The sequence below is a fragment of the Chryseobacterium sp. POE27 genome, assembly GCF_039727685.1.
GTDB lineage: Bacteria > Bacteroidota > Bacteroidia > Flavobacteriales > Weeksellaceae > Chryseobacterium.
In genome coordinates this window covers 2,969,770-2,993,740 of record NZ_CP152475.1, presented here as the reverse complement: position 1 = coordinate 2,993,740, position 23,971 = coordinate 2,969,770, and the positions used below count along the sequence as shown (strand labels likewise).

Genomic DNA, 23,971 nt, shown 5'->3' with positions numbered 1-23,971 from the left:
ATTGAATGGAAGCTCCAAAGGCAAAAAAAATAGAAAAAGTACTTGAAATACACGGTGATAAAAGAGTTGACAGTTATTTCTGGCTCAACGAAAGAGAAAATCCTGAGGTCATAAAATATCTTGAAGAAGAAAACGCGTTTGCAGATTTCATCATGAAAGATACGGAATCGTTTCAGGAAGAGCTTTTCGAAGAGATGAAAGCCCGCTACAAAAAAGATGACGAATCTTTACCGTATTTCTTCAACGGATATTGGTACATCGTACGCTATGAGGAAGGAAAAGAATATCCTATTTTCTGCAGAAAACAAGAAAGTTTGGAGAATAAAGAGGAAATCATTCTTGATGTGAATGTTTTGGCAGAAGGACAGGAATATTTCGAAGTGGGAAGTGTCGCTGTTTCTCCGAATAATGAACTTGCTTCTTTCTCTTCCGATAATGTAAGCCGTAGAATTTATACCATCAATTTTAAAAATTTAAAAACAGGGGAAATCCTTCCTGATAAAATTGAAAATACCACCGGAAAAGCGGTTTGGGCAAATGATAATGAACACGTCTTCTACATCCGTAAAGATGAAAGCCTGAGAGCTTTTCAGGTTTACAGACACAAATTGGGAACCGATCCGTCGGAAGATGTTTTAATTTTCCATGAAACGGATGATACTTTTGATGTAAATGTTTTTAAGACAAAATCTTTAGAATATATCTTCATCGCAAGTTCAAGTACGATCTCCGATGAACACAGGTTTATTCCTTCTGATAATGTTTTTGCAGACTGGACCATTATTCAGCCCAGAATAGATGATTTAGAATATTCTGTAGAGCATTACGAAGACGAATTTTACATCATTACCAATGCAGATGATGCTTTCAATTTTAAAATCGTAAAAACAAAGATTGACAACTGCGGAATGGAAAACTGGGTAGATGTTATCCCCCACCGTCCCGAAGTTTTACTGGAAGGTTTTGAGATTTTTAAAAACTATCTGGTGCTTGAAGAAAGAGAACAAGGCCTATTACAGATTAAAATCATTGATGAAAAAACACAGGAATCGCATTATTTGCCATTCTCAGATCCTACTTATACCGCTTATATCGGCGTAAACCTTGAATTTGACACGGAAGTTCTGCGCTATGGATATACTTCATTGACACAGCCAGGCTCGACTTACGAATACAATATGAAGGATAAGACTACGAAACTCCTGAAACAGCAGGAAGTTTTGGGAGGAAAATTCTTTGCTGAAAATTATATTTCCGAAAGAATTTGGGCAGATTCCAGTGATGGCAAGATCAAAATTCCAATTTCATTGGTTTATCATAAAGACACAAAAAAAACCGCAGATACCCCATTACTTTTGTATGGTTATGGAAGCTACGGACATACAGTAGATGCGAGTTTCTCTAATGTAAGATTATCAATTCTTGACAGAGGCTTTATTTATGCTATTGCTCACATCAGAGGCGGTGAATATCTGGGACGAGAGTGGTATGAAGATGGGAAAATGCTGTTTAAGAAAAATACATTCTTCGATTTTATTGATGCCGGAAAATTTTTGGTTAAAGAAAATTACACTTCTTCAAAACATTTGTATGCGATGGGCGGAAGTGCAGGCGGATTACTGGTAGGAGCTGTGATGAATTACGAACCCAATTTATTTAATGGAATTGTGGCACAGGTTCCTTTTGTGGATGTTGTGACAACGATGCTGGATGAAACTATTCCTTTAACCACGGGAGAATACGACGAATGGGGAAATCCGAATGATAAAGAATATTATCACTACATGAAAGAATATTCGCCATACGATAATGTGGAAGCCAAACATTACCCGAATATACTGATTACAACAGGATTACACGACTCCCAGGTTCAGTATTGGGAGCCGGCAAAATGGACCGCAAAATTGAGAGAATTGAAAACGGACAACAATATTCTCATTTTCAAGACAGATATGAGCGCAGGGCACGGCGGTGCAAGCGGAAGATTTGAATCTTTGAAGGAAGATGCATTGGAATATGTGTTTTTATTAAAATTAGAAAATAAAAAACATGATTAACGAAGCAGAATACTGGCAGAAAATACAACAATTTTTCATTGAAAATTTTGATACGGAAAAAGATGCTCCCATAGAAACCTACCTTTTTTTAATCGGTCTTCAGGAACTGGGCAGTGGTCAGCAGAAATACACAAAAGATGACAAGGTAAATTTAATACATATCGCAGTATGCAGACTGCTGGAACCTTTCGGATATTATAAATTTTCGCATTACGACGACGACGGATATCCGCATTTTGAAAAACTGGAAGAGCTTCCGGAACTGAAGCCAAATGAACAGCAACTTTTAATGAAAAAGGCGATCATTCAGTATTTTCAGGATGAGGAATTACTTTGAAAATTAAACATCGATCGTTAAATATTAAATTATCACAAAAATGGAGAGTACTATTACTTTCCATTTTTTTAGCACTACCGTTTTATTTTAAAAATAAAAGCTCGATTAATTTTTGATTAAAAATTAAATCCATTTGTTAAAAAATATGATTAGACTAATTTATACAAATCCGCTTTTTTATTTATTGGACAGCCTTTTTGCACAACAGGCAGTTAATAATTTATAAATAAATGTTAAAAAACTGCTTTTTAAGAAAAATTATACAATTTTATGGCTCGTTTTTTGTTTATGTAGTCATAAAATATTTAATTTTAACATTCTATTTTTTAAACTGAAATAAATAATGAATAATAAATTCATCCCAATAATATCAGTGTTTATGACGATCTCACTGATTGTCTTCGTTACGCTGCAGTTTTATTGGCTGAAACGTTATTACGGTGCGTTGGATCAGGATTTCTCCTCTAAAGTGTATTCTGCGCTGGAAAATACATCAAAAATCGTCGGTGAGGCGGAAGTCGACAAATACCTGAATGTTGAAAACAAGGATTTCCGCAACAGCATTCTTGCCAGTGGCAGCCAACCTTCTTTAACCACGATACAGCAGGTAGAAGATTCAGGAACGCAGAGACAGATTGTCTATTCAAAAAGTATTATTGAGAAAAATCAGCTTCCCATTTCCGCAAAAGGAGATTCGCTGAAACTGACTACATTATACTCTGACGAAGCAGCTTACAAAATAAAAAGAGATACCACCAATCGTGAACTTCTGACGACGGATATCAACCGTGACATCGAAAACGGTGATTATGCCATGAAGGAATTTGTGAAAGTCAACGGAAATAATCTGCCTATCACCAAAAGAGTAGACGAAAAAGTTCTTGATTCTGTAATCACAAAAGAACTGAGAATCAGAGGCATCTCAGCAACTTTCGGATATGGAATTACCGACAAAAACAACAAACTGACAAGCGTCGTTAATAATTTATATAAAGAAAAGAAAGACAACAATACCTACAGCTATCCGCTTTTTACAGATTCAAAAGAAAGAACGCTTTATACACTGGCTTTGGTTTTTCCTAAAAAAGAATATTCTCTGGCGATGAACAACTGGCCGATGCTTTTGGGAACTTTCCTTTCCCTGCTTACGATATTGGGAATTTATATTATTTCCATTAATTATATGATGAGACAGAAAAAGATGGCCGAAGTAAAGACAGACTTCATCAACAATATGTCCCACGAGTTTAAAACTCCGCTTGCCACCATCTCTGTCGCGACAGATTCTTTAGCGAATGATAAAATTGCAACAAACCCAGACAAAGTAAAATACTATTCCGAGCTGATAAAACAGGAAAACCTGAGAATGAAAAAGCAGGTGGAAAACGTATTAAATATGTCGAAACTGGAACGAAACGAAGTAAAATTATTTTTAAAAGAAACCAATGTAAGGGAATTAATCAGAAAGACCACAGAATCCTTCAATCTCATCGTACAGCAAAGAAACGGAAGCCTTAAGCAGGAATTCAATGCAACGGAATACAACTTTAAAATTGACGAATTTCACATTTCGAATATGCTGGTGAACCTTCTGGATAATGCCAACAAATATTCTCCTGAAGCTCCTGAAATCAGTATAAAAACAAGAAATGAAGGACACTTGTACGTCATTGAAGTTTCTGATAAAGGAATGGGAATGGAAACACAGAATAAAACGAAAATTTTTGAGAAATTCTTCAGGGAAGAAACCGGAAATATCCATAATGTAAAAGGCCAGGGATTAGGGCTTTCTTATGTGAAAAAAATTGTAGAACTACATAAAGGACAGATTTTGGTAGACTCCCATAAAGGAAAAGGAAGCACATTTACCATAAAGCTGCCGATGAGTTAAATTAAAATCAAACCAATAAACAAAATATAGGAAGAAAAGAGTGATACAATCATTCTTATTATTAAAATTTTAATTCTAAATTATTAAAATTATGAGCAACAGAATATTATTAGTAGAAGACGATCAGAGTTTCGGGGCAGTATTAAAGGATTATTTAACCATAAATAATTTTGAAGTTACACTTGCCATGGATGGCGAACAGGGATTAAAGGAGTTTACGGAGAATGAATTCGACATCTGTATTTTCGACGTGATGATGCCAAAGAAAGATGGATTTTCATTAGCTGAAGACGTAAAAAAGATTGATAAAAATACACCGATCATTTTTCTTACCGCCAGAAATATGAGAGAAGATATCCTGAAAGGTTATCAGCTGGGCGCGGATGACTACATAACAAAACCTTTCGATACAGAGCTACTTTTATACAAAATAAAAGCAATTCTCCAGAGAAGTTCTACGTTGGAAAATGAGGAGCAGGAACAGTTCAAAATCAGCAATATTTTCTTTGATTCTATGTTGAGACAACTGAGAGTCGGTGACAACGAATATAAACTTTCACCTAAAGAAAACGAACTGCTTAAACTTCTTTGCATTCACAGAAACGATTTCATGCCGAGAGACTTAGCATTGCGAAAAATCTGGAAAAAAGAAAACTACTTTACGGCAAGAAGTATGGATGTATATATCGCAAAACTCCGTAAATTATTGAAAGATGACGAAGGATTGGAAATCATCAATGTTCACGGTGAAGGATTCAGACTTTTAGTTAAAAATTAATTATAAAAATCCTTATTAAATATAAAATTAGCAAAGCAATTAAAAATGTTTTGCTAATTTTGTTTTATATGAAGAATACATTATTTGGCATACTTGCTATTTCCATATTGACGATTTCTTGCAAAAAAGATGAAAGAGCAACCTACTTAAAAGAAGAAGCAGGTGTTCAGCAGCCAGTTGCGGTAAATCAAACACCCAAACCGTCCCTTCTGGATCAGGCAGGAGTTCAGTCCGTAACACCGAATGCTCAGCCAGCAGCAGTTACACCACCGGGAATGAATCCGCCTCACGGACAGCCCGGACATAGATGTGACATTCCTGTGGGACAGCCTTTAAGCAGTAAACCCGTTTCAACACAACAAAATCCGAATCCATCAACAAATCAGACCCAGCCCATTCAGATTGATCCTAATTCTTTACAACCGGGAAAATTCTCTGTAGATAATACCGGAAAAACTAAGAATATAAAAACACCTAAAGGAATGAACCCTCCCCATGGCGAACCCGGTCACCGATGCGACATTCCCGTTGGACAGCCACTAAACAGCAAGCCGGCTCCGGCTGCACAACCGACGCAGGTTATTGCCCAAAACACACCTGCCCCAAATCCGACTCTGGCTCCGACAGGACCTAAGCCAGCCTTAAATCCGGCTCATGGTGAACCCTGGCATAATTGTGGCGTAAAAGTTGGTGAACCTTTACCATAATTTTTGTATTTTTGCAACAATGAAATTAGTTCAGATCATAACAATTATTTTCTGCTTGGGAATTTTTCTTATTCCTAAGGATAATTTTTATGCTCAGAACATGCAGGAATCATGCTGCAAGAAAAGCTCCGGAAGTGACTGCTGCAAAAAACAGCACAAAGAAAACTCAAAAGAGAATCATCACAAAAAGCAAAAAAAATCTTGCAATGACGACTGCTGTTCATCTTGCGCTACCTGCTACAGCTTTATAGAAACTCCTTTTTCCAAAGGTTTTAAAATGGATATTTCCTATTATAAAGCCAACAAAAATCTACAATTTCAATATTCAGATCCTTATATTTTTGATCGTTTAAAAGAAATCTGGCAACCGCCGAAAATAGGTTAATTAAAAAGAATTGCAACAATGTACCAGTTTATCAATCTACCAATGACTGTTAAATTATTACATTATTAAATTGTTACATTAATTAAATTAATCTAAATTTTAAACAAAATGAAATTATATATTTCCAAGGTTATTCTTGGTATATTCTTACTATTTACACCATTTATATTTGCGCAGAATCTTACTCAGAACCAATTTAAAGTAAAAGGAAATTGCGAACTGTGCAAAGAACGAATCGAAACTACTGCGAAAAAAGCTGGCGCTAAAAAAGCAGACTATTCTATTGATTCACAGACTTTAACATTAGAAACTGAAGGCGTTATTTCTACAGATGATATATTAAAAGAAATCGCAAAAGCGGGGCATGACAGTGAGAAATTTAAAGCCTCCGAGAATGATTATAATGCCCTTCCCGCCTGCTGTCATTACGACAGAGATCAAGTAGTTGCCAATGAAAATCATCATATCCATTCAAAAAAAGAGAATGAATTTTATGTGAAGGGAAATTGTGAATCCTGTAAGGCAAGAATCGAAAAAGCAGCAAAAGATGCCGGAGCAGATTTTGCAGAATGGGACGCTGAAAAACAGACTGTCATATTAAATTTTGATGCGGGAAAAACTTCAGCTGATAAAATTTTAAAGAAAATCGCTGATGTAGGACATGACAATGAAAAGTACAAATCCAGCGACAGTACTTATAAAAATTTGCCTTCCTGCTGTCTTTACGACAGAGAAATCCCATTTGGTGAAGCAAATCCGAAAGTTCATTTAGAAGAAAATGGTCAATCAGAACATACAAAAAATGGAATTATCAACACAGAAAATCAAAATGAAAAAGCCATTGAAGGCGTTACAATAACGGGCGGAAAGGCATCAACTTCACTCAGTAAAAAAGAAGCAGGATTAATTTTCAATATTGATAAAAAAGAACTACTCAAAGCGGCCTGCTGTAATCTATCCGAAAGTTTTGAAACCAATGCCACGGTAGATGTTTCTTTCAGTAATGCAGTAACAGGTACCAAGCAGCTAAAAATGTTAGGTTTAGACCAGAAATACACAAGCTTAACAAAAGAACTTCTGCCTGAAGTAAGAGGTTTGGCATCTGCTTACGGATTAAGTTTTATTCCGGGAAGATGGATCGAAAGCATTCAGCTCACCAAAGGCGGAAGCACTGTGACGAACGGCTACGAAAGTATTACAGGGCAAATTAATACAGAATTATTAAAAAATTCAGAAAAACCTGAAACATCGCTCAATCTTTTTGCAGATTTCAACGGAAGAACGGAAGCTAATATCACCAGTGTCTCTAAAATCGATGACAAATGGTCGCAGACATTTCTTCTTCACGGTAACGGAACTTTTGGGGATACAGATATGAATAATGACGGCTTTTTGGACAGGCCGAAAGGCACACAACTGAATGCGGCTTATTTACTCAATTATAATGATCTTGAAAAATCGGGATTCGGATCTCATTTCGGAATCAACTTTATCAAAGATGAAAGAACAGCAGGCCAGGCAGGATTTGATAAAAAAATTCCGCAGAATCAACAGTCACTATACGGTGTAGGGATTGATATTTCACGATTTCAGGTTTGGAATAAAACAGGATACGTTTTTAAAGGAAAACCTTACCAAAGCTTAGGCTGGATGAATCAGTACACTTTTCATCAGCAGGACAGTTTCTTCGGTCTTACAAATTATTCCGGAAAGCAGCAAACGTATTATTCAAATTTAATTTTTGAAAGTATTTTAGGCAATACCAACCACAAGTATAAAGCAGGAGCGAGTTTCATGTATGACGGTTATGATGAAAACTATTTAATCGGAAACTTTAAAAGAAATGAAATTGTTCCGGGAGCTTTCGCAGAATATACTTTAACGGGCTTAAAATATACTTTAGTCGCAGGTGCAAGAGTTGACTTTCACAATCTGGCAGGAACTCAATTTACACCAAGGTTAAATTTTAAATACGATATCACTCCTCAAACCATTGTAAGACTTTCTGCCGGAAGAGGCTTCAGAACAGCGAATATTTTTGCGGAAAGTCAGCAGTATTTTGCTTCCAACAGGAATATCCAGATTCTTGAAAACGGCGGAAATATTTACGGATTAAAACCGGAAATCGCATGGAATTACGGGGCAAGCCTGCAACAGGAATTTAAACTCTTCGGAAGAAAATCAACCATTGTAGCAGATTTTTTCAGAACGGATTTTCAGGATCAGATGATGGTAGATCTCGACCGCTCGCCTCAGCAACTGACTTTTTATAATCTGGAAGGAAAATCATTTGCCAATTCTTTTCAGACACAGTGGGATTTTATACCTTTCAAAAATTTTGATATAAGACTTGCTTACAAATATTATGATGTGCAGGCTGATTATCTTAACGGAAGAAGAGAAGTTCCCTTCATGGCCAAACACAGAGGTTTCGTGAATGTAGCTTATTCCACAAACAAAAATAATAATGGCGGTTTCTGGAGCTTTGATACGACTTTGAATATAGTTGGAAAACAAAGGCTTCCCGACACGTCATCAAATCCTGAGGAATTTCAGCTGTCTTCATATTCGCCATCTTATGCTGTTTTAAATGCTCAGATTTCGAGAAATTTCAACAAAAAAATCAGAGCTTATCTGGGTGGTGAGAATCTAACTTCTTATTATCAGAAAAATGCAATTGTTGACGTAAAAAATCCTTTCGGAAATTATTTTGACGGCGGAATGGTTTACGCTCCGATTATGAAAGCTAATTTTTATATCGGACTGGATGTGACGTTCTAAGTTTTAGGGTTTGAGAGTTGTAGATTTTGAGTTATTTTCAAATTAACACAAGCATGGTTTTAATAATTTACTCATTAAAATCATGCTTTTTTGTATATTTATCATAAAGTAAATTTATGTCACAGTCACTTATTTTTGAAGATCATTACAAGAAGCTCGGTATAGAAAATCTTTCTGAAAATCTTCTTGATGCCTTCAACGGAAATAAGTTTCGTTATGATATCAAAGTTTTATATATTCCATCCGGTTCTGAGATTGCTGTAGACTTTAATCATTTTAAAACGGCAAAACCAAGTCTTTTTTTTCCTGACCAATCAGCACATAAAAATTTCAAAAACTAAAGAAAATGCAACTTTGCTTTACTATAACCGTGATTTTTACTGTATCCAGATTCATGATAAGGAAGTTGCGTGTGATGGTCTTCTTTTCCATAATGTTTTTGAAATCCCTTTTGTAGAGCTTGAGGAAAGCGAAGACTTCATTATTAAAAATTTATTTCAGAGCATTAAAGATGAACTTGAATGGAAAGATTCTTCTGCAGAAGAAATGATCAGAACGTACGTAAAACAGATCATTATACGCGCTACAAGAAACTGGAAAAAACAGAATCTTGATAATGATATCTTGAAAATTCCAAATAATGAAATTGATATTTTCCGGGACTTCAGCAGATATCTGGAAATTCATTTCAGAGAAAAACACAATGTTTCAGAGTATGCAGATCTTCTTCATATGGCTCCTAAGACATTGGCTCATAGATTTAAAAGCTTACATCTTGAATCTCCCAATCAATTGATCATCAACAGAATTTTATTAGAAGCAAAAAGACTTCTTATTTACACGGATAAACCTGTTAAAGAAATTGCTTATGATCTGGGATATGATGATCCGGCCTATTTTAATCGTCTTTTTACCAACAAAACCGGAAGCACGCCTACAAATTTTAAGAAAAATTACATTCCGGGAAAAAAGTACAACATTTAGTTCATTTTATGTATTTATTTGGAATGCTATCTGATATATCTTTGTAACATCAAAACAAACAATATTAACAAAAAAAATTAAAGCATTATGAGACGTAACGCAACAGCCGTTTGGAACGGTAACATCAAAGAAGGAAAGGGACATCTGACTACACAAAGTACTACATTAAACCAGACTCAGTATTCATTCAACAGCCGATTCGCAGACGGTGTAGGAACAAATCCTGAAGAATTACTGGCTGCAGCACACGCAGGATGCTTTACCATGAAATTGAGCGCTGAACTTTCTCAGGCAGGTTTTACTCCAGAAGAACTAACGACAAAATCAGTTATCACTTTAGATCCTAACATCGGAAAAATTACAAAATCTGAACTGACTTTAACCGCTAAAGTTCCGGGAATTTCGGAAGAAGAATTCCAAAAATATGCTAAAATCGCCGAAGAAGGATGCCCGGTAAGTGCTGCGTTTAACTTTGAGATTACTCTAGAGGCTACTTTGGAGAACTAAAACTATAAAGTTTAAATCACTAGTAGGAACGGGCTTTTAGCCCGTTTTTTTTCATTTAAAATCAATCAGATTGGCTTTAGCCGAAACCTAAAAATCATTTCATTACATTTAATGGCACATGCTTATAAATTAAAATCATGTTTAATCTTTATTAAAATATACCGATTGGTATATTTTATGTATATTTGTTTTCTAGTTTATTAAAAAATGTCAAAAGCAGAAAAGACGAAGCAATTTATCATTGAGAAAACAGCGTCTTTGTTTAACACCAAGGGGTATATTTCTACGACATTATCAGACATTACGGAAGTCACCGGATTAACGAAAGGCAGTATTTACGGAAACTTTGAGAATAAGGACGAAGTCGCCCTTGAAGTGTACAAATACAATGCAAGATTATTAAAGCAAAACATGTCGCGTTCTTTCAGTGAAGAATTTCCTACTGCCATTGATAAGCTGCAGGCTTTTGTTTCATTTTACAGGAAAAACTGGCAACCGGTATTTATCAATGGAGGATGTCCTTTGATGAACGCCGCAACCGAAGCTGATGATACTTTCCCTGACCTAAAAAATCAAGTTAAAAAGTCTTTTGAAGAATGGATGATCAAAATTTCAGAAGTCATTACACAAGGACAAAAAGCTGAAGAGTTAAATGAAATTGCTGATGCCAAAGAATACGCTTCACTATTTGTCATGTTGGTTGAGGGAGGCATTTTGCTTTCTAAAACAACCGGAGAAGAAAAATTTCTCAATCAGGCTTTAGACAGAATTCTTAATATTATTAATAACGAGCTAATCAAACACCCATCATAAACTTCATTTTATGGAAACAAAAAGAGTGGCCATCGTAGGATACAACAGAATCCCGTTTGCCAGAATGAATACAGCTTACGCAGACAAAGGAAATCAGGATCTAATGCTTCCTGCTTTGAATGGTTTGATTGACCGTTACAACCTTAAAGGAAAACTTTTAGGAGAAGTTGCGGGAGGTGCAACGATCAAGCATATTTCCGAGAGCAATCTCATCAGAGAAACTGTTATGAATACGGATCTTGATCCTGCAACTCCGGCTTGTGATCTACAGCAGGCTTGTGATACAGGTATTGAAGCGGCCGTTTATATCGGAAACAAAATCGCTTTAGGTCAGATTGAAAGTGGAATTGCATGTGGTGTTGAGGCGATGAGCAACATACCGTTTGAAACGTCTTTAAATTTAAGAAAAGCTTTATTAAAAGCCAATAAAGAAAAATCTGTCTTTGGGAAAGTAAAACAACTATTAGCTCCGAAATTAAAAGACTGGATGCCGATTCCATACAAAGGTCAGGAACCTAAAACAGGTCTGGTGATGGGCGGTCATACAGAAATTACTGCAAAGTATTATGGAATATCCCGTGAAGAACAGGATGAACTGGCATTTAAAAGTCATCGAAATATGGCAAAAGCTTATGATGAAGGATTTTTTGACGATATGATATCGCCTGCTTTCGGACTGGACAAAGACAATAATCTTCGTCGTGATACAAGTTTAGAAAAATTAGCTACTTTAAAACCAGCTTTTGACAAACAAAACGGCACATTGACAGCCGGAAATTCAACACCTTTTACGGATGGTGCTTCAGCAGTTCTGCTGGCGAGTGAAGATTGGGCAAAAGAAAATAATTTACCAATTTTGGCGTATATCACTTTCTCGGAAGTGGCAGGCATCGAATATGTTGAAAATAAACAGAATTTGTTATTGGCTCCGGTTTTCGCAGCTGAAAGAATGCTGAAAAAAGCAGGTATGAACCTTGAAGATTTTGACTATTACGAAATTCATGAAGCATTTGCCGCACAGGTTTTAGCTACTTTAAAAATCTGGGAAAATAATGATCTGGCAAAAAAATTCGGGCTGGAAAAAGCATTAGGAAAAATTGACCGCAATAAATTGAATGTAAAAGGCGGAAGCTTAGCAGCAGCACATCCTTTTGCAGCTACTGGCGGCAGAATTATCGGAACATTAGCCAAACTGCTAAATGAAAAAGGAAGCGGAAAAGGATTTATTTCCATCTGCGCTGCACGCGGTCAGGGTGTTACAATGATTTTAGAAAAATAAAAATGATATGGACAGATTAGCACAATTACAGCAATTCATCGGAAAGGAGTTTACCCAATCCCCATCTCCGTTTATGAGGTGGCTCAACCCGGTTATACTTTCTGCAAAGGAAGGACAGCTGGAATTTCAGTATAAAGTAAGAGCAGAATGGCTGAACCCTGTCGGAAATCTCCACGGCGGCATAACCGCAGCCATTGTAGACGATATAATAGGAGCTACTATGTTTTCTTTAAATGAAACTTCTTTCATCACCACAATCAATAATGTCATTGATTATTTTTCAACTGCAAAAGAAAATGATAATATTGTAGCAGAAACAAAAATTATTAAAAGAGGTAAACAATTTGTAAATGCACAATGCGAGATATGGAACGAAGACAAAACTCGCCTGATTGCAAGAGGAACCTCTAATTTATTCAAAATCAACAACTAAATGAAAAGAGTGGTCATTACAGGTCTCGGCGCTGTAACTCCCTTGGGAAACAATGTCGAAGAATTCTGGAAAAACAGCATCAACGGGGTAAGCGGAGCAAATAAAATAACTCATTTTGACACGGAAAAATTTAAAGTGCATTTTGCCTGTGAAGTGAAAAATTTTGATCCTAAAGTTCATTTAACCCACAATGAAATCAAAAGAAGCGATCTTTTTTCACAGTATGCGATGTATTCAACTGCGGAAGCCCTGAAGGATTCAGGTCTTGAACTGGAAAATATGGATCCTTTCGACACCGGTGTTATCTGGGGAACCGGACAAGGCGGAATGTGGACTTTCGAAAGCGAAGTAATGGAATTCACGAAAGGAGACGGAACACCAAGATTTAATCCTTTTTTTGTTCCAAAATTCATTGCCAATATGGCTTCGGGAATGATCTCCATGAAATTCGGGCTTCAGGGAATCAACTATACAACAATCTCTGCTTGTGCGACAGGAAATACGGCATTAATGGATGCGTTTAATTATATCAGACTCGGGAAAGCAAAAGTTATTGTGAGTGGAGGTTCTGAAGCTGCCATCACGCCGGCATCCATAGGAGGGTTTTCGATTATGAAAGCCATGTCTACAAGAAATGATGACTTTGCCACCGCAAGCCGTCCGTATGATGCAGACAGAGACGGTTTTGTCATGGGAGAAGGCGCAGGATCATTAATCCTGGAAGAATATGAACACGCTAAAGCAAGAGGAGCAAAAATCTACGCAGAACTTGTAGGAGCCGCAATGACAGCAGATGCCTATCATATGACAGCACCTCATCCTGATGGTGTCGGAGCCATAAAAGCCATGCAACTGGCGTTAAAGGAAGCGCAGATTAATATGGAAGACATTGACTATATTAATCCTCATGCAACTTCCACTCCGATGGGAGATCTTGTAGAGCTGAACGGTATTAATAAATTATTTAAGGGAAGTAAAAACCTCGATATCAGTGCTACGAAATCGATGACAGGCCACTTATTGGGTGCTGCCGGAGCTGCGGAAGCAATTCTTTCCATTAAAGCTATTGAAAACGGAATTATACCTCCAACGATCAATCTTCACAGCATTGATGAAAATATCCCGAAAGATCTCAATATCGTTTTTGGAGAAGCTAAAGAGAAGAATATCAATTACGCTTTAAGTAATGCTTTTGGTTTTGGAGGGCATAATGCTACGGTGATTTTCAAGAAGTTTTCTTAATTATCAATCAGCTTAAATGATATATTTTAAATCTTATTCCCTGTGTTTTTAAAACGCAGGGATTTTTATATAGGAGTTTTTTGTAAGTTAGCCCGCAATTAAAGTAAAATAATCGCAAGAAGCAGCGGTAATCTTGAAGAAGCAAAAAACAAAATGACAGAATACCTGCAAAAATTTTAACGAAAAAAGCAGTCAAAAATGACTGCTTTTTATAAATCAATTAAAAAATAATTCTACTTAGGATCCGGAATAAAAAAACTTTCTCCATTATCAGCAACCGGAATATAAAGTCTTTCCCATTTTTCTCCTTCTTCCAGCTCCCAGCTGTGCCCTTTTCCTTCTACATCTTCAGCCAAAAGAATAATTCCGGGTTTGATAATAAATGTTGAACCATCACTTACCTTAAATCTTATTTTTCCTTTTAAAGTAACAACAAACTGTTTTCTTGGTGCTGCATGTTCAGCTTTTTCCCATTCTTCAATTGTATTGCTGATCCAGAAAGAAGTGGTATGTATTGGTTTTAAAACAGGAATTTTACCTTTTTCAAAAAAGACTGTTTCCATCAGGACCGTTTATTAGTCTTATCGCTTCAATAAATTCCGGATTCTGTTCCATTTTCGACTTACGCTTTCAACCATTCTGATTTAGAAAGATAGTTTTGATCGGGATAATAAATAAAAAGAAGGTTTCTTCCTTTTATTGTATTAATGATCGGTTGTGTAAGATCTCTCGGTACAGCCGGGCAACCCCAGCTTCTTCCTATTCTTTTGTGCATGGCTGCAAATTCATCGCTTACATAGTCGGCGCCATGCATTACGATTGCTCTTCTGTAGGCAGCATCGTTAAAGCCTTTATCCATTCCCAGTAACTTCAGAGAATATCCGTTGTCCCCGTTGTACGTTGCATCCGTAATATAAAAACCTAAGCTGCTCTGAAGCGAACTTTCGGTATTGGAAAAATTTGTAGCAAATTCTTCCCCGGTATTTTTTCCGTGTGCCACCAATGAGTTGAACAATACTTTTCGCTCATTCATGTCAATTACCCAAAGTCTTTTCGTATTTGAAGACATAGAAAAGTCGCAAACCGTAAGTAAGTGCGACTCCTGATTAAGCAAACCAGCTTTCTTCAAATTCTCAAAACCAGTTAAGGCTTTGAAGAAAACTTCTTCGTTAAGTTCATGTCCTTGTTCAAATGCGATAGACTTGTATAATTCTGCTGCTGAGGATGAAGTATTTTCCGCGGTTTTCACCGATTTTATATCGGTTGGTCTTTCAATCTTTTTTGTACTGATTTCATTCTTTGCCATTTCCTTTCGGGGCGACAGATAGAACGAAGTAGTAACCATGTAAACAATACTTAATAAGCTATACAATCCTTTCATTCAATATTATGTTAAATCCAATTCAGTCAGCAAATGTATAAAAACATAGCGATCTGAAAGAATAACTCCACAAAATTTAACGCAAATTTAAGAAACTTTAACTTCCTGATTCTGTGAATAAAACAGCTTATTTTTCATTATCCTGAACAAATTCCAGGCTCACGGAATTCATACAATACCGCAATCCTGTAGGCTTCGGCCCATCATCAAAAACATGACCTAAATGAGAATCACATCTTTTACAAAGCACCTCTACCCTGTCCATCCCATATGCCAAATCTCTTTTATAATAAACGCCATCCTTATCGGCTTCAAAGAAACTCGGCCAGCCACAGCTGCTCGAAAATTTGGAATCGGAACGGAACAGATGGTTCCCACAAACAGCACAGTAATATTCACCCAACTCATCGAATTCATTGTATTTCCCGGTAAATGCTCTTTCTGTAGCAGCTTCTCTCGCCACAGCATAAAGATCAGAAGAAAGTATTGTTTTCCATTCATTATTAGAAATATTCAATGGAGTCTTGTCTGTTCTCGAATAGTATGGATTGTTTTTTGCTTCGTTTTCCATGAAAATTATTTTAGTATTTTAAATAAAAGGCTTAAAATTAACTACAAAAGATTCATATAAGATTAAATTAATATTTTTAAATATTTTATAACATCTGAATCTTTGTTATGAACTACATCACAACCAAATTTACTAAATTTGAGAATATGAATGATGAGGCAAAAAGAAAACAGTTAAGGAAATATAAAGCGTTTGCCACAGGATTATTTCTGTTGATGGCAGTGGTTTTTATTGCTACTTCTCTTTTACAGAAAAATATCGATTCACATTGGATAGGCTATGTTCGCGCATTCTCTGAAGCAGCAATGGTAGGCGCTTTGGCAGACTGGTTTGCCGTTACCGCTCTTTTTCGCCATCCTCTCGGGCTGCCTATCCCGCACACCAACCTTATTGAAAACAGTAAACAGCGACTGGGTGACAATCTCGGGAGTTTTGTGGTGAGCAATTTTCTTTCTCCTCAAAACATCAGACCTTATATACAAAAACTGAAAATCTCGGGATTTTTAGGAGAATGGCTGGGCAAAGAGAAAAATCAGGAAGTTCTGATTAAAAATCTTTCGGATATTGTTCTGGATATTTTAAATAAACTTGATGATTCTGCAGTGAGCCATTTTATCAGCAAAAAGGTTCAGGAAATGACCGATGATATCAAACTCAACAAAATAGTCGGAAACGGAATCGGCTATATTATCGAGAAAAATGATCATCAGAGAATGGTAACGAATCTGTCTTCACAAATCAAAAATTATATTATTGAGAATGACGAAATGATCAAAGAACGTGTGAAAAAAGGAAGTTACACATTTATACCATCATTTGTCGACAATAAGATTGCGGATAAAATCGCTGTTGGGCTCTCAGATTTTTTCAGAGAAATCGAAGAAGATCCTCAGCACGAAATCAGAACATTGATCACTCAAAAAATTCATGAATTTTCGGTTGATTTAAAGGAAGATCCAAAATGGGATGAAGAATTCACCAGCATTAAAAACGATCTTTTAAAAGGCAATAAACTGGAAGAATATTCAAATGACATCTGGGTTTCTATTAAAAACACTTTAAAAAATGAATTGCAGGAAGAACAGTCTACATTAAAAATTTATCTGTCCAGAAACCTGAATGAATTTTCGGAAAACCTAAAATCTGATGAAAACCTTCAGAATAAGATCGACGATTGGGTGCGCGTTACAGCCTACAAATACATTCTTAAAAACACGCATCAGTTCGGAAACCTCATCAGCTCAACCGTCGGAAACTGGCAGGGAAAAGAATTAAGCGAAAAGCTGGAACTTGAAGTGGGAAAAGACCTTCAATTCATTAGGGTCAACGGAACTCTGGTCGGCGGACTGGTCGGATTAATTATCTATACCATTTCTCATTTCTTTCTATAAAAGCTTACCATGAAAAAAATATTGTCATTACTATTTATCCTGAGTCTTACTTATTCCTTTGCTCAAAAAGTAGAGCTTAAGAAAGTGACAGACTCTTTTCAGGTTTTTAAAGGTGAAATTGCCGGAAATCCCATAACCCTACACCTCAATTATGATGATATAATCGACTGTCATCAATATCAGCATTTTGTGGATGGCTGGTACTACTATGACAAATACAAAAAGAAAATTCCGCTGACGGGCATTTACAATCTTGGAGATCTGTACCTCTTCAATTTTGGTGACGGACAGAAAAAGGCGGTCAGGCTTTTTAAAGAAACAATAAAACGTGATCTCATCGAAAAATCAGACAGCATTGCCAAAACATTAAATGCAAAAGAAATAATCGACATCAAAGGTAGCGAAAGAGACAAAGAGGCATCCGGAACTTTCTATATGGGCAATAAAAATCTACCGGTAAAACTACAGACGAAGGACACCAGAATCTACCGGTTCAACAATTATATCACCGTTCCGAATCATAAAAAGATAAATACCTACGACTTTATCAATAAGCTTGGTGGAAATCATCTGGTATCGTATGTATCAGATCAATCGGGAAACCGCATTTTATTATATTTTGAGGAATTATCAAACTTCAATTACTGCGGAATGTGCGGCGCGGGAGATGGTGAGAAAGGTTACAGAATACTCTATTTTACCAATGACTGGAATTTTAAAAGCTATGAAGATTTTCTGATTGAAAGCTGCCTTGAAAACATCTATGATACGACATCAACAAGACTTAAAGATCAAAAAATATTGAAATTCAGTATTAAAAAGACAACAGATTCTCCTGCTTATAATTTAATTGTAGACGTTAAAAACGCAACGGTTACGAAATCAAAATAAAATAGGAAGCCATTTCTGACTTCCATTATTGTTGAATATTTTCCTTAAAACTCAGGGTTATATTACATTATCTTGGCAAACGGCTTGCTCTCTTCAGAAGCTCTTTATTGATTTCATTAATCAGCTCCGGACCTTCATAAATAAATCCGGTGTACAATTGAATAAGGCTTGCTCCGGCATCCAGTTTCTCGATCGCATCTTTTGCGGTATGAATTCCGCCAACGCCGATAATCGGGAAAGCTCTGTTGCTTTTTTCGGAAAGAAACCGGATTACTTCCGTTGATCTTTTAGTCAGAGGTTTCCCGGAAAGTCCGCCTGTTTCACATTTATTTTCTGACTTTAATCCTTCTCTTGAAAGCGTTGTGTTTGTTGCAATCACTCCTGCGATTTTTGTTTCTTTTACAATATCAATGATATCCAAAAGCTGGTCATCCGACAAATCAGGAGCAATTTTTAAAAGGATTGGTTTTGGGACTGCTTTCTCCGAATTCATCTGCTGTAAAGTTCCCAACAATTGTGTTAAAGGTTCTTTATCCTGCAGTTCACGAAGGTTCGGAGTATTTGGAGAACTTACATTGACTACGAAATAATCTACATAAGGGAAAAGTTTTTCGAAACAAATTTTATAGTCGTTTACAGCTTCTTCATTCGGGGTCACTTTATTTTTCCCGATATTTCCACCGATCAGGACGTTTTTATTTTTCTTTAATCTTTCAACCGCGGCATCTACTCCATCGTTATTAAAACCCATTCTGTTGATAATCGCAGAATCTTCCATCAGTCGGAACAATCTCTTTTTATCATTTCCCGGCTGTCCTTTCGGCGTTAAAGTGCCAATTTCAATAAATCCGAAACCAAGATCAGAAAGTTCTTCAAAAAGCACAGCATTCTTATCAAAACCCGCTGCCAATCCGACAGGATTTTTAAATTTCAATCCGAACACTTCTCTTTCCAGTCTTCTGTCGACGATAGGTTTCGGAAGAAAAATTTTGGCTAAAAAAAGAGAAATTTTTAAGCATTGAAAAAGTAAAATAATGTACTTCTTCAGGATCAAATTTAAAAAGGATCGGGCGGATCAGTTTTTTGTACATGCCTTTTTTTGGAATACAAAGATATTGATTTTAGTTGGAAATGTGAGCTTACAGAGACAGAAGGTCAACTGTCCGAATTAAATTGTACCAATATAGTAGTTTTTTAACGCAAAGAATTTCTTTTAAAAATGTATTATTTCAAGAAAAAAGATTAATCAGCCCGCTGATTGAATAAACTTGTGTATGAACTTCGCGCAGCAAATTTATTTGCCTTTGCCAACTAAAGTAAACGGCTTGAATAATTCATCTTTGTGTCAAAAAATCCAGTAATAAAAAAATCTGCGCTATCTGCAAAATCTGCGTGACTAATTTTACCACAAAAAGATATCAGCTAATTGCTTGACAAACCGAACTTTCATCATCCTTTACATATTCACTCAAATCCAGATTCAGAATATCTCCTACTCTCTTGAACTCATCATCGATCGTTGCATTCAGTGTAATTCTTTCGTTAGAGACCGGATGATTAAAGGTGAGTTGATAGGCGTGAAGCGTCATTTTGGTCATATTGAAAGTCTGCAGCAACAATTTGTTCTGTTTGTTGCAGCCATGCTTCCGACAGCCTAAGATCGGATGCAGAATATGCTTAAAATGTTTTCTCAACTGATGAAATCGTCCTGTTTCAGGAATTGCTTCTACTAAACAATATCTCGAAGTCTGATGTTTTAAAAAAGGTAAATCGATTTCCGAAGTCTGTAGACGACGATAGTAAGTAATGGCATTCTGTTTTACCTCATTTTCATTAATTAAATCATAATCGATGGTTTCTTCTTCTTTCGTCCAGCCCCGAAGGATGGCTATGTATTTCTTCTCGACTTCCCTTGTTGCAAACTGATCACTCATCGCCCGCAAAGTTTCTCTATCTAAAGTAAATAATAGAACGCCCGAAGTTTTCCGATCTAATCGATGGACAGGAAAAACTTTTTGTCCAATCTGCTTTTTCAATTCCTGAATCGCATACGTATCTGCTTCTCCGGAGTAAAAAGATTTATGCACCAATAATCCGCTCGGTTTGTTAATAGCAATGAGATGTTCGTCATGGTAAAGAATTTCTAACATTTGCCAAAAGTAGAGATTTTTCACTAATCTTTAGCCCTGATTGAGCGGCATGTCTGAGCTCTTTCTATTGATTTTGGCGTGGCGGCTCCGCCGCCGCGCCAAAATCAATAGAAAAGCGAGTAGCGAAAGCAGGTTCCCGGCTCCTGATTTTCTGCATTCTAAAAACTTGCTGCTTCCTTTTCCCAACTTCCCTCTTTTTCACTACTTTTGCACTTCAGACGTTAAAAAATTATGGCAAAGCAAGAAGATGTTTTCAAGAAAGTGATTTCTCACGCGAAAGAATATGGTTTTATTTTCCCTTCGAGTGAGATCTATGATGGTTTATCCGCTGTTTATGATTATGGACAGAATGGTGCTGAACTCAAAAATAATATCAAACAGTATTGGTGGAAAGCGATGGTACAGCTTAACGAAAATATTGTGGGTATCGATTCGGCGATCCTTATGCATCCTACCACATGGAAGGCATCGGGCCACGTAGATGCTTTTAACGATCCGTTGATTGACAATAAAGATTCTAAAAAACGTTTCAGAGCAGACGTTTTAGTGGAAGATTATTGCGCCAAAATTGAAGATAAAGAAAACAAGGAAATCGAAAAAGCAGCGAAGAGATTCGGAGAGTCTTTTGACAAGGAACAATTTGTGGCGACGAATTCAAAAGTTTTGGAATACAGAGCCAAAAGAGAAGCCATTCTTTCAAGACTGGCAAAATCTCTGGAAAATGAAGACCTTGCGGATGTAAAAGCTTTGATTGAAGAACTGGAAATTACCGATCCTGATACCGGTTCTAAAAACTGGACGGAAGTACGACAATTCAACCTGATGTTTGGAACGAAACTGGGTGCTTCTGCAGATTCTGCGATGGATCTTTATTTAAGACCCGAAACAGCACAGGGAATTTTTGTTAACTTTTTAAACGTACAGAAAACATCCCGTCACAGACTTCCTTTTGGTATTGCACAGATCGGAAAAGCCTTTAGAAATGAAATTGTGGCAAGACAATTCATTTTCAGAATGCGTGAATTTGAACAGATGGAAATGCAGTTCTTCGTAGCTCCGGGAACAGAGCTTGAATTCTACGAACAGTGGAAGCAAAAGCGTCTGAACTGGCACTTAGCTTTAGGATTAGGTAACGAAAATTACAGATTCCACGATCACGAGAAATTAGCTCACTATGCGAATGCTGCTGCTGATATTGAATTTAATTTCCCATTCGGCTTTAAAGAACTGGAAGGTATTCATTCAAGAACAGATTTTGATTTAAAAGCGCACGAAAAATTCTCGGGAAGAAAGCTTCAGTTCTTCGATCCTGAAAGAAACGAAAACTACGTACCATATGTGGTGGAAACTTCTGTTGGTTTGGATAGATTATTCCTGGCTTTGTTCTCTAACTGTCTGAAAGACGAAGTATTGGAAGACGGTTCCGAAAGAACGGTTTTATCTTTACCGCCGGCTTTAGCACCTATTAAAGCAGCCATTCTTCCATTGATGAAGAGAGATGGTTTAGCTGAATATGCCGAGCAGATCTTTAATGATTTAAAATATGATTTCAATCTGTTCTACGAGGAAAAAGACGCGATCGGAAAACGCTACAGAAGACAGGATGCGATCGGAACGCCTTACTGTATCACCATCGACCACGATTCTCTTACAGATCATACCGTAACGATCAGAGACAGGGACACGATGAAACAGGAAAGAGTACCGGTTTCAGAACTGAGAAGAATTATTGATGAGAAAACAAGTTTCAGAAATTTACTTTCGAAAATATAGACAGAAAGCCTTGAGAAATCAGGGCTTTTATTTTTCGTTAAAACTATCAGTTAATTTATTATTTTTAAATTTCAAATTTTACCATGAAAAAAATAACATTGTTGATACTTGGCCTTACTCAGGTCTTTTTCTATGCTCAGACACAGGATTTAACTTCTTTAGCCTCGGGCGAAAACGTCGGAATGAATGCACTTTTTGACACCAAGGATAATCTTTATGGCTATGTTTCTATTTATTCATACGGAAAAACAGAAGACAGGAAGCAAAAATTTGAGTATGTAATTTTAGATAAAAATCTGAATCCTGTAGCCAATAAAGAGTTTGAAGCAGGGCTTTTAGTGGCAGATTATTTCGGATATATAGATTTTAAAGGGCAGATTATTTTACGCCCATCAGACTTTAACTATACTCAGGCTTTCGCAAAGGATGCTGCTGCACCTGTTTCCATGGTCATAGACCCAACAACCAATACGGTGAAGTCCAAAGTATATTACGATTATCAGGAGGATGGAACATTTAAAGAAATTACACAGCCCAAAACATTTAAAGAAGAAAAAAAGAAAGTCGTACCGAGAAAAAAGAAAAAGGCTACAACTATATTTCTGTAGTCAGCGAAATTAAAGAAGGTGGGTATCTCGCTGTGGAATATAATCATTATGGAAAGTATATTAATAAAAACAGCTTCATCAAATTTGATGAAAATAAAAAAGAAATCTGGAGATACAGCTATAATACCAATGGTGACAAAAAGGTTTTTTCGTCCTTAGAGCTTCTTGAAAAAGATGACGACCGCATCTATGGGATATTAAAAAAAGTGAATGATGATAAAAAAGCATTCTCCCTTTTGGTGCTGGATATGAAAACCGGAAAAGAAATAAGTAATCAACCGATTACAGGGCTTTCCGATGATACTTTAGAAAATATTGCAACCTTTTCATCAGCAACAAGAATTTTAGATGGTGACAAAACTTTTGATGATAAAATCGTTATCGTAGGCAGAAATTTTGAAGATAAACTGGGAACAGGATTTGCCCGGATGATTATTGATAAGAGTACGCTGGATGTCAATACCAAAAAAATAGACTATTTGTCTAATCTTTCTTCATACATCCCAAGAATAGACCGATTGGGATATGTAGAAAAAAGCTACCATTTGCAACCTCGTGATGTATTTTTCATGAAAGACGGAAGTGTAGGCCTGCTCCTCGAAAAACAAAAAATTGATTTTAATACCGGACTGGCGAAAACCACAGATTTAGTATACATTTATACAGATAAAGATTTTAAAATAAAAGGGGCGAAAATTTTTGAAAAAGAAAAATCTCTGAGTACTGGCGACTATCTTTTTTCGCAGTATATCAATGATGGAAATGATGTGGTTTTCTTTTTCAGAGATTATCAGAAAGACAAAGAAACTAAACAAAAAGCATGGAAACTTTTTATTAATACGCTCATAAAAGGAGAGTTCAAGCAGGAAGTTGTGACCATTTCCGAAAAAGACAATTACGTTGTGACGCCCTATATCGCTAAAGAAGGCTACATTTTACTAAGGGAATTCAACGCAAAAGAAAAGTTCAACAAAGTACGTCTGGAAAGACTCAATTATTAAGATAAACAAAA

General features: G+C 36.4%; 23 protein-coding genes and 1 pseudogene. 19 read left to right on the top strand and 5 right to left on the bottom strand.

The window, feature by feature from the left end; all coding sequences use genetic code 11:
* The first annotated feature begins 5 nt into the window (after positions 1–5).
* The 14 genes from AAHI02_RS14200 (at position 6) to fabF (ending at position 14,194) form a co-directional block, all read left to right on the top strand.
* On the top strand, positions 6–2,057 hold the full coding sequence (locus AAHI02_RS14200; RefSeq protein ID WP_346983802.1) for a S9 family peptidase: 2,052 nt from the start codon (positions 6–8) through the stop codon (positions 2,055–2,057).
* A complete protein-coding gene (locus AAHI02_RS14195) occupies positions 2,050–2,394 on the top strand; it encodes a hypothetical protein (protein ID WP_346983801.1) in 345 nt (114 codons plus the stop codon). Before AAHI02_RS14200 ends, AAHI02_RS14195 begins: the two co-directional genes overlap by 8 nt.
* A 343-nt stretch (positions 2,395–2,737) precedes the next feature.
* The gene (locus tag AAHI02_RS14190) at positions 2,738–4,285 is read left to right on the top strand and encodes a HAMP domain-containing sensor histidine kinase (RefSeq protein WP_042721577.1); all 1,548 of its coding nucleotides are present in this window, start codon (positions 2,738–2,740) and stop codon (positions 4,283–4,285) included.
* Between the two features lie 91 nt (positions 4,286–4,376).
* Entirely contained in the window at positions 4,377–5,063 is a 687-nt protein-coding gene (locus tag AAHI02_RS14185; RefSeq protein ID WP_042721576.1) for a response regulator transcription factor, read from the top strand.
* Positions 5,064–5,131: 68 nt separating this feature from the next.
* On the top strand, positions 5,132–5,770 hold the full coding sequence (locus tag AAHI02_RS14180) for a hypothetical protein (RefSeq protein ID WP_346983800.1): 639 nt from the start codon (positions 5,132–5,134) through the stop codon (positions 5,768–5,770).
* A 19-nt stretch (positions 5,771–5,789) separates the two neighbouring features.
* Positions 5,790–6,155 carry a hypothetical protein gene (locus AAHI02_RS14175; RefSeq protein ID WP_346983799.1) on the top strand — a complete coding sequence of 122 codons (366 nt, stop codon included), beginning with the start codon at positions 5,790–5,792 and terminating at the stop codon, positions 6,153–6,155.
* Positions 6,156–6,263: 108 nt separating this feature from the next.
* Positions 6,264–8,936, top strand: a complete 2,673-nt coding sequence (locus AAHI02_RS14170) for a TonB-dependent receptor (protein WP_346983798.1) — start codon at positions 6,264–6,266, stop codon at positions 8,934–8,936.
* Positions 8,937–9,052: 116 nt separating this feature from the next.
* Positions 9,053–9,277 carry a hypothetical protein gene (locus tag AAHI02_RS14165; RefSeq protein ID WP_346983797.1) on the top strand — a complete coding sequence of 75 codons (225 nt, stop codon included), beginning with the start codon at positions 9,053–9,055 and terminating at the stop codon, positions 9,275–9,277.
* Positions 9,278–9,290: 13 nt separating this feature from the next.
* Complete coding sequence (locus tag AAHI02_RS14160; protein WP_346983796.1) at positions 9,291–9,920, top strand: AraC family transcriptional regulator; 630 nt, start codon at positions 9,291–9,293, stop codon at positions 9,918–9,920.
* Between the two features lie 87 nt (positions 9,921–10,007).
* A complete protein-coding gene (locus AAHI02_RS14155) occupies positions 10,008–10,427 on the top strand; it encodes an OsmC family protein (protein WP_346983795.1) in 420 nt (139 codons plus the stop codon).
* A 207-nt stretch (positions 10,428–10,634) separates the two neighbouring features.
* A complete protein-coding gene (locus tag AAHI02_RS14150; protein ID WP_346983794.1) occupies positions 10,635–11,240 on the top strand; it encodes a TetR/AcrR family transcriptional regulator in 606 nt (201 codons plus the stop codon).
* A gap of 10 nt (positions 11,241–11,250) precedes the next feature.
* Positions 11,251–12,519 carry an acetyl-CoA C-acetyltransferase gene (locus tag AAHI02_RS14145; RefSeq protein ID WP_346983793.1) on the top strand — a complete coding sequence of 423 codons (1,269 nt, stop codon included), beginning with the start codon at positions 11,251–11,253 and terminating at the stop codon, positions 12,517–12,519.
* A 7-nt stretch (positions 12,520–12,526) separates the two neighbouring features.
* Positions 12,527–12,952 (top strand): PaaI family thioesterase, encoded by a 426-nt coding sequence (locus tag AAHI02_RS14140; protein ID WP_346983792.1) that lies wholly within the window; start codon positions 12,527–12,529, stop codon positions 12,950–12,952.
* Positions 12,953–14,194, top strand: coding sequence for a beta-ketoacyl-ACP synthase II (gene fabF / locus AAHI02_RS14135; RefSeq protein WP_346983791.1), 1,242 nt, complete (start codon positions 12,953–12,955; stop codon positions 14,192–14,194).
* 233 nt (positions 14,195–14,427) lie between these two features.
* Here fabF and AAHI02_RS14130 read toward each other — a convergent pair whose 3' ends face one another.
* The 3 genes from AAHI02_RS14130 to msrB all read right to left on the bottom strand — a co-directional run bounded on the left by AAHI02_RS14130 (position 14,428) and on the right by msrB (position 16,146).
* Positions 14,428–14,757: a hypothetical protein gene (locus AAHI02_RS14130; RefSeq protein WP_346983790.1), complete on the bottom strand. Its 330-nt coding sequence runs from the start codon at positions 14,755–14,757 to the stop codon at positions 14,428–14,430.
* A gap of 59 nt (positions 14,758–14,816) precedes the next feature.
* Positions 14,817–15,575: a murein L,D-transpeptidase catalytic domain family protein gene (locus AAHI02_RS14125; protein WP_346983789.1), complete on the bottom strand. Its 759-nt coding sequence runs from the start codon at positions 15,573–15,575 to the stop codon at positions 14,817–14,819.
* 127 nt (positions 15,576–15,702) lie between these two features.
* On the bottom strand, positions 15,703–16,146 hold the full coding sequence (msrB, locus tag AAHI02_RS14120) for a peptide-methionine (R)-S-oxide reductase MsrB (protein WP_346983788.1): 444 nt from the start codon (positions 16,144–16,146) through the stop codon (positions 15,703–15,705).
* 146 nt (positions 16,147–16,292) lie between these two features.
* On the opposite strand from msrB, the gene AAHI02_RS14115 reads away from it, so the two are divergent.
* On the top strand, positions 16,293–17,537 hold the full coding sequence (locus AAHI02_RS14115) for a DUF445 domain-containing protein (RefSeq protein WP_346986622.1): 1,245 nt from the start codon (positions 16,293–16,295) through the stop codon (positions 17,535–17,537).
* Between the two features lie 9 nt (positions 17,538–17,546).
* On the top strand, positions 17,547–18,428 hold the full coding sequence (locus AAHI02_RS14110) for a hypothetical protein (RefSeq protein ID WP_346983787.1): 882 nt from the start codon (positions 17,547–17,549) through the stop codon (positions 18,426–18,428).
* Positions 18,429–18,495: 67 nt separating this feature from the next.
* Here AAHI02_RS14110 and AAHI02_RS14105 read toward each other — a convergent pair.
* Both AAHI02_RS14105 and AAHI02_RS14100 read right to left on the bottom strand, forming a co-directional pair.
* Positions 18,496–19,519, bottom strand: a pseudogene (locus AAHI02_RS14105) (quinone-dependent dihydroorotate dehydrogenase).
* Positions 19,520–19,846: 327 nt separating this feature from the next.
* Positions 19,847–20,578, bottom strand: coding sequence for a pseudouridine synthase (locus AAHI02_RS14100; protein ID WP_346983786.1), 732 nt, complete (start codon positions 20,576–20,578; stop codon positions 19,847–19,849).
* A gap of 231 nt (positions 20,579–20,809) precedes the next feature.
* On the opposite strand from AAHI02_RS14100, the gene AAHI02_RS14095 reads away from it, so the two are divergent.
* The 3 genes from AAHI02_RS14095 to AAHI02_RS14085 all read left to right on the top strand — a co-directional run bounded on the left by AAHI02_RS14095 (position 20,810) and on the right by AAHI02_RS14085 (position 23,960).
* Positions 20,810–22,351: a glycine--tRNA ligase gene (locus tag AAHI02_RS14095; protein WP_346983785.1), complete on the top strand. Its 1,542-nt coding sequence runs from the start codon at positions 20,810–20,812 to the stop codon at positions 22,349–22,351.
* Positions 22,352–22,434: 83 nt separating this feature from the next.
* Positions 22,435–22,959 carry a hypothetical protein gene (locus AAHI02_RS14090; protein ID WP_346983784.1) on the top strand — a complete coding sequence of 175 codons (525 nt, stop codon included), beginning with the start codon at positions 22,435–22,437 and terminating at the stop codon, positions 22,957–22,959.
* Positions 22,960–22,991: 32 nt separating this feature from the next.
* Entirely contained in the window at positions 22,992–23,960 is a 969-nt protein-coding gene (locus AAHI02_RS14085; protein ID WP_346983783.1) for a hypothetical protein, read from the top strand.
* Positions 23,961–23,971: the final 11 nt, after the last annotated feature.

Excerpts from the sequence above, each read along its gene's own strand:
- AAHI02_RS14200 (WP_346983802.1), top strand. The coding sequence starts at position 6 with ATGGAAGCTCCAAAGGCAAAAAAAATAGAAAAAGTACTTGAAATACAC.
- AAHI02_RS14195 (WP_346983801.1), top strand. The coding sequence starts at position 2,050 with ATGATTAACGAAGCAGAATACTGGCAGAAAATACAACAATTTTTCATT.
- AAHI02_RS14190 (WP_042721577.1), top strand. The coding sequence starts at position 2,738 with ATGAATAATAAATTCATCCCAATAATATCAGTGTTTATGACGATCTCA.
- AAHI02_RS14185 (WP_042721576.1), top strand. The coding sequence starts at position 4,377 with ATGAGCAACAGAATATTATTAGTAGAAGACGATCAGAGTTTCGGGGCA.
- AAHI02_RS14180 (WP_346983800.1), top strand. The coding sequence starts at position 5,132 with ATGAAGAATACATTATTTGGCATACTTGCTATTTCCATATTGACGATT.
- AAHI02_RS14175 (WP_346983799.1), top strand. The coding sequence starts at position 5,790 with ATGAAATTAGTTCAGATCATAACAATTATTTTCTGCTTGGGAATTTTT.
- AAHI02_RS14170 (WP_346983798.1), top strand. The coding sequence starts at position 6,264 with ATGAAATTATATATTTCCAAGGTTATTCTTGGTATATTCTTACTATTT.
- AAHI02_RS14165 (WP_346983797.1), top strand. The coding sequence starts at position 9,053 with ATGTCACAGTCACTTATTTTTGAAGATCATTACAAGAAGCTCGGTATA.
- AAHI02_RS14155 (WP_346983795.1), top strand. The coding sequence starts at position 10,008 with ATGAGACGTAACGCAACAGCCGTTTGGAACGGTAACATCAAAGAAGGA.
- AAHI02_RS14150 (WP_346983794.1), top strand. The coding sequence starts at position 10,635 with ATGTCAAAAGCAGAAAAGACGAAGCAATTTATCATTGAGAAAACAGCG.
- AAHI02_RS14145 (WP_346983793.1), top strand. The coding sequence starts at position 11,251 with ATGGAAACAAAAAGAGTGGCCATCGTAGGATACAACAGAATCCCGTTT.
- AAHI02_RS14140 (WP_346983792.1), top strand. The coding sequence starts at position 12,527 with ATGGACAGATTAGCACAATTACAGCAATTCATCGGAAAGGAGTTTACC.
- fabF (WP_346983791.1), top strand. The coding sequence starts at position 12,953 with ATGAAAAGAGTGGTCATTACAGGTCTCGGCGCTGTAACTCCCTTGGGA.
- AAHI02_RS14130 (WP_346983790.1), bottom strand. The coding sequence starts at position 14,757 with ATGGAAACAGTCTTTTTTGAAAAAGGTAAAATTCCTGTTTTAAAACCA.
- AAHI02_RS14125 (WP_346983789.1), bottom strand. The coding sequence starts at position 15,575 with ATGAAAGGATTGTATAGCTTATTAAGTATTGTTTACATGGTTACTACT.
- msrB (WP_346983788.1), bottom strand. The coding sequence starts at position 16,146 with ATGGAAAACGAAGCAAAAAACAATCCATACTATTCGAGAACAGACAAG.
- AAHI02_RS14115 (WP_346986622.1), top strand. The coding sequence starts at position 16,293 with ATGAATGATGAGGCAAAAAGAAAACAGTTAAGGAAATATAAAGCGTTT.
- AAHI02_RS14110 (WP_346983787.1), top strand. The coding sequence starts at position 17,547 with ATGAAAAAAATATTGTCATTACTATTTATCCTGAGTCTTACTTATTCC.
- AAHI02_RS14100 (WP_346983786.1), bottom strand. The coding sequence starts at position 20,578 with ATGTTAGAAATTCTTTACCATGACGAACATCTCATTGCTATTAACAAA.
- AAHI02_RS14095 (WP_346983785.1), top strand. The coding sequence starts at position 20,810 with ATGGCAAAGCAAGAAGATGTTTTCAAGAAAGTGATTTCTCACGCGAAA.
- AAHI02_RS14090 (WP_346983784.1), top strand. The coding sequence starts at position 22,435 with ATGAAAAAAATAACATTGTTGATACTTGGCCTTACTCAGGTCTTTTTC.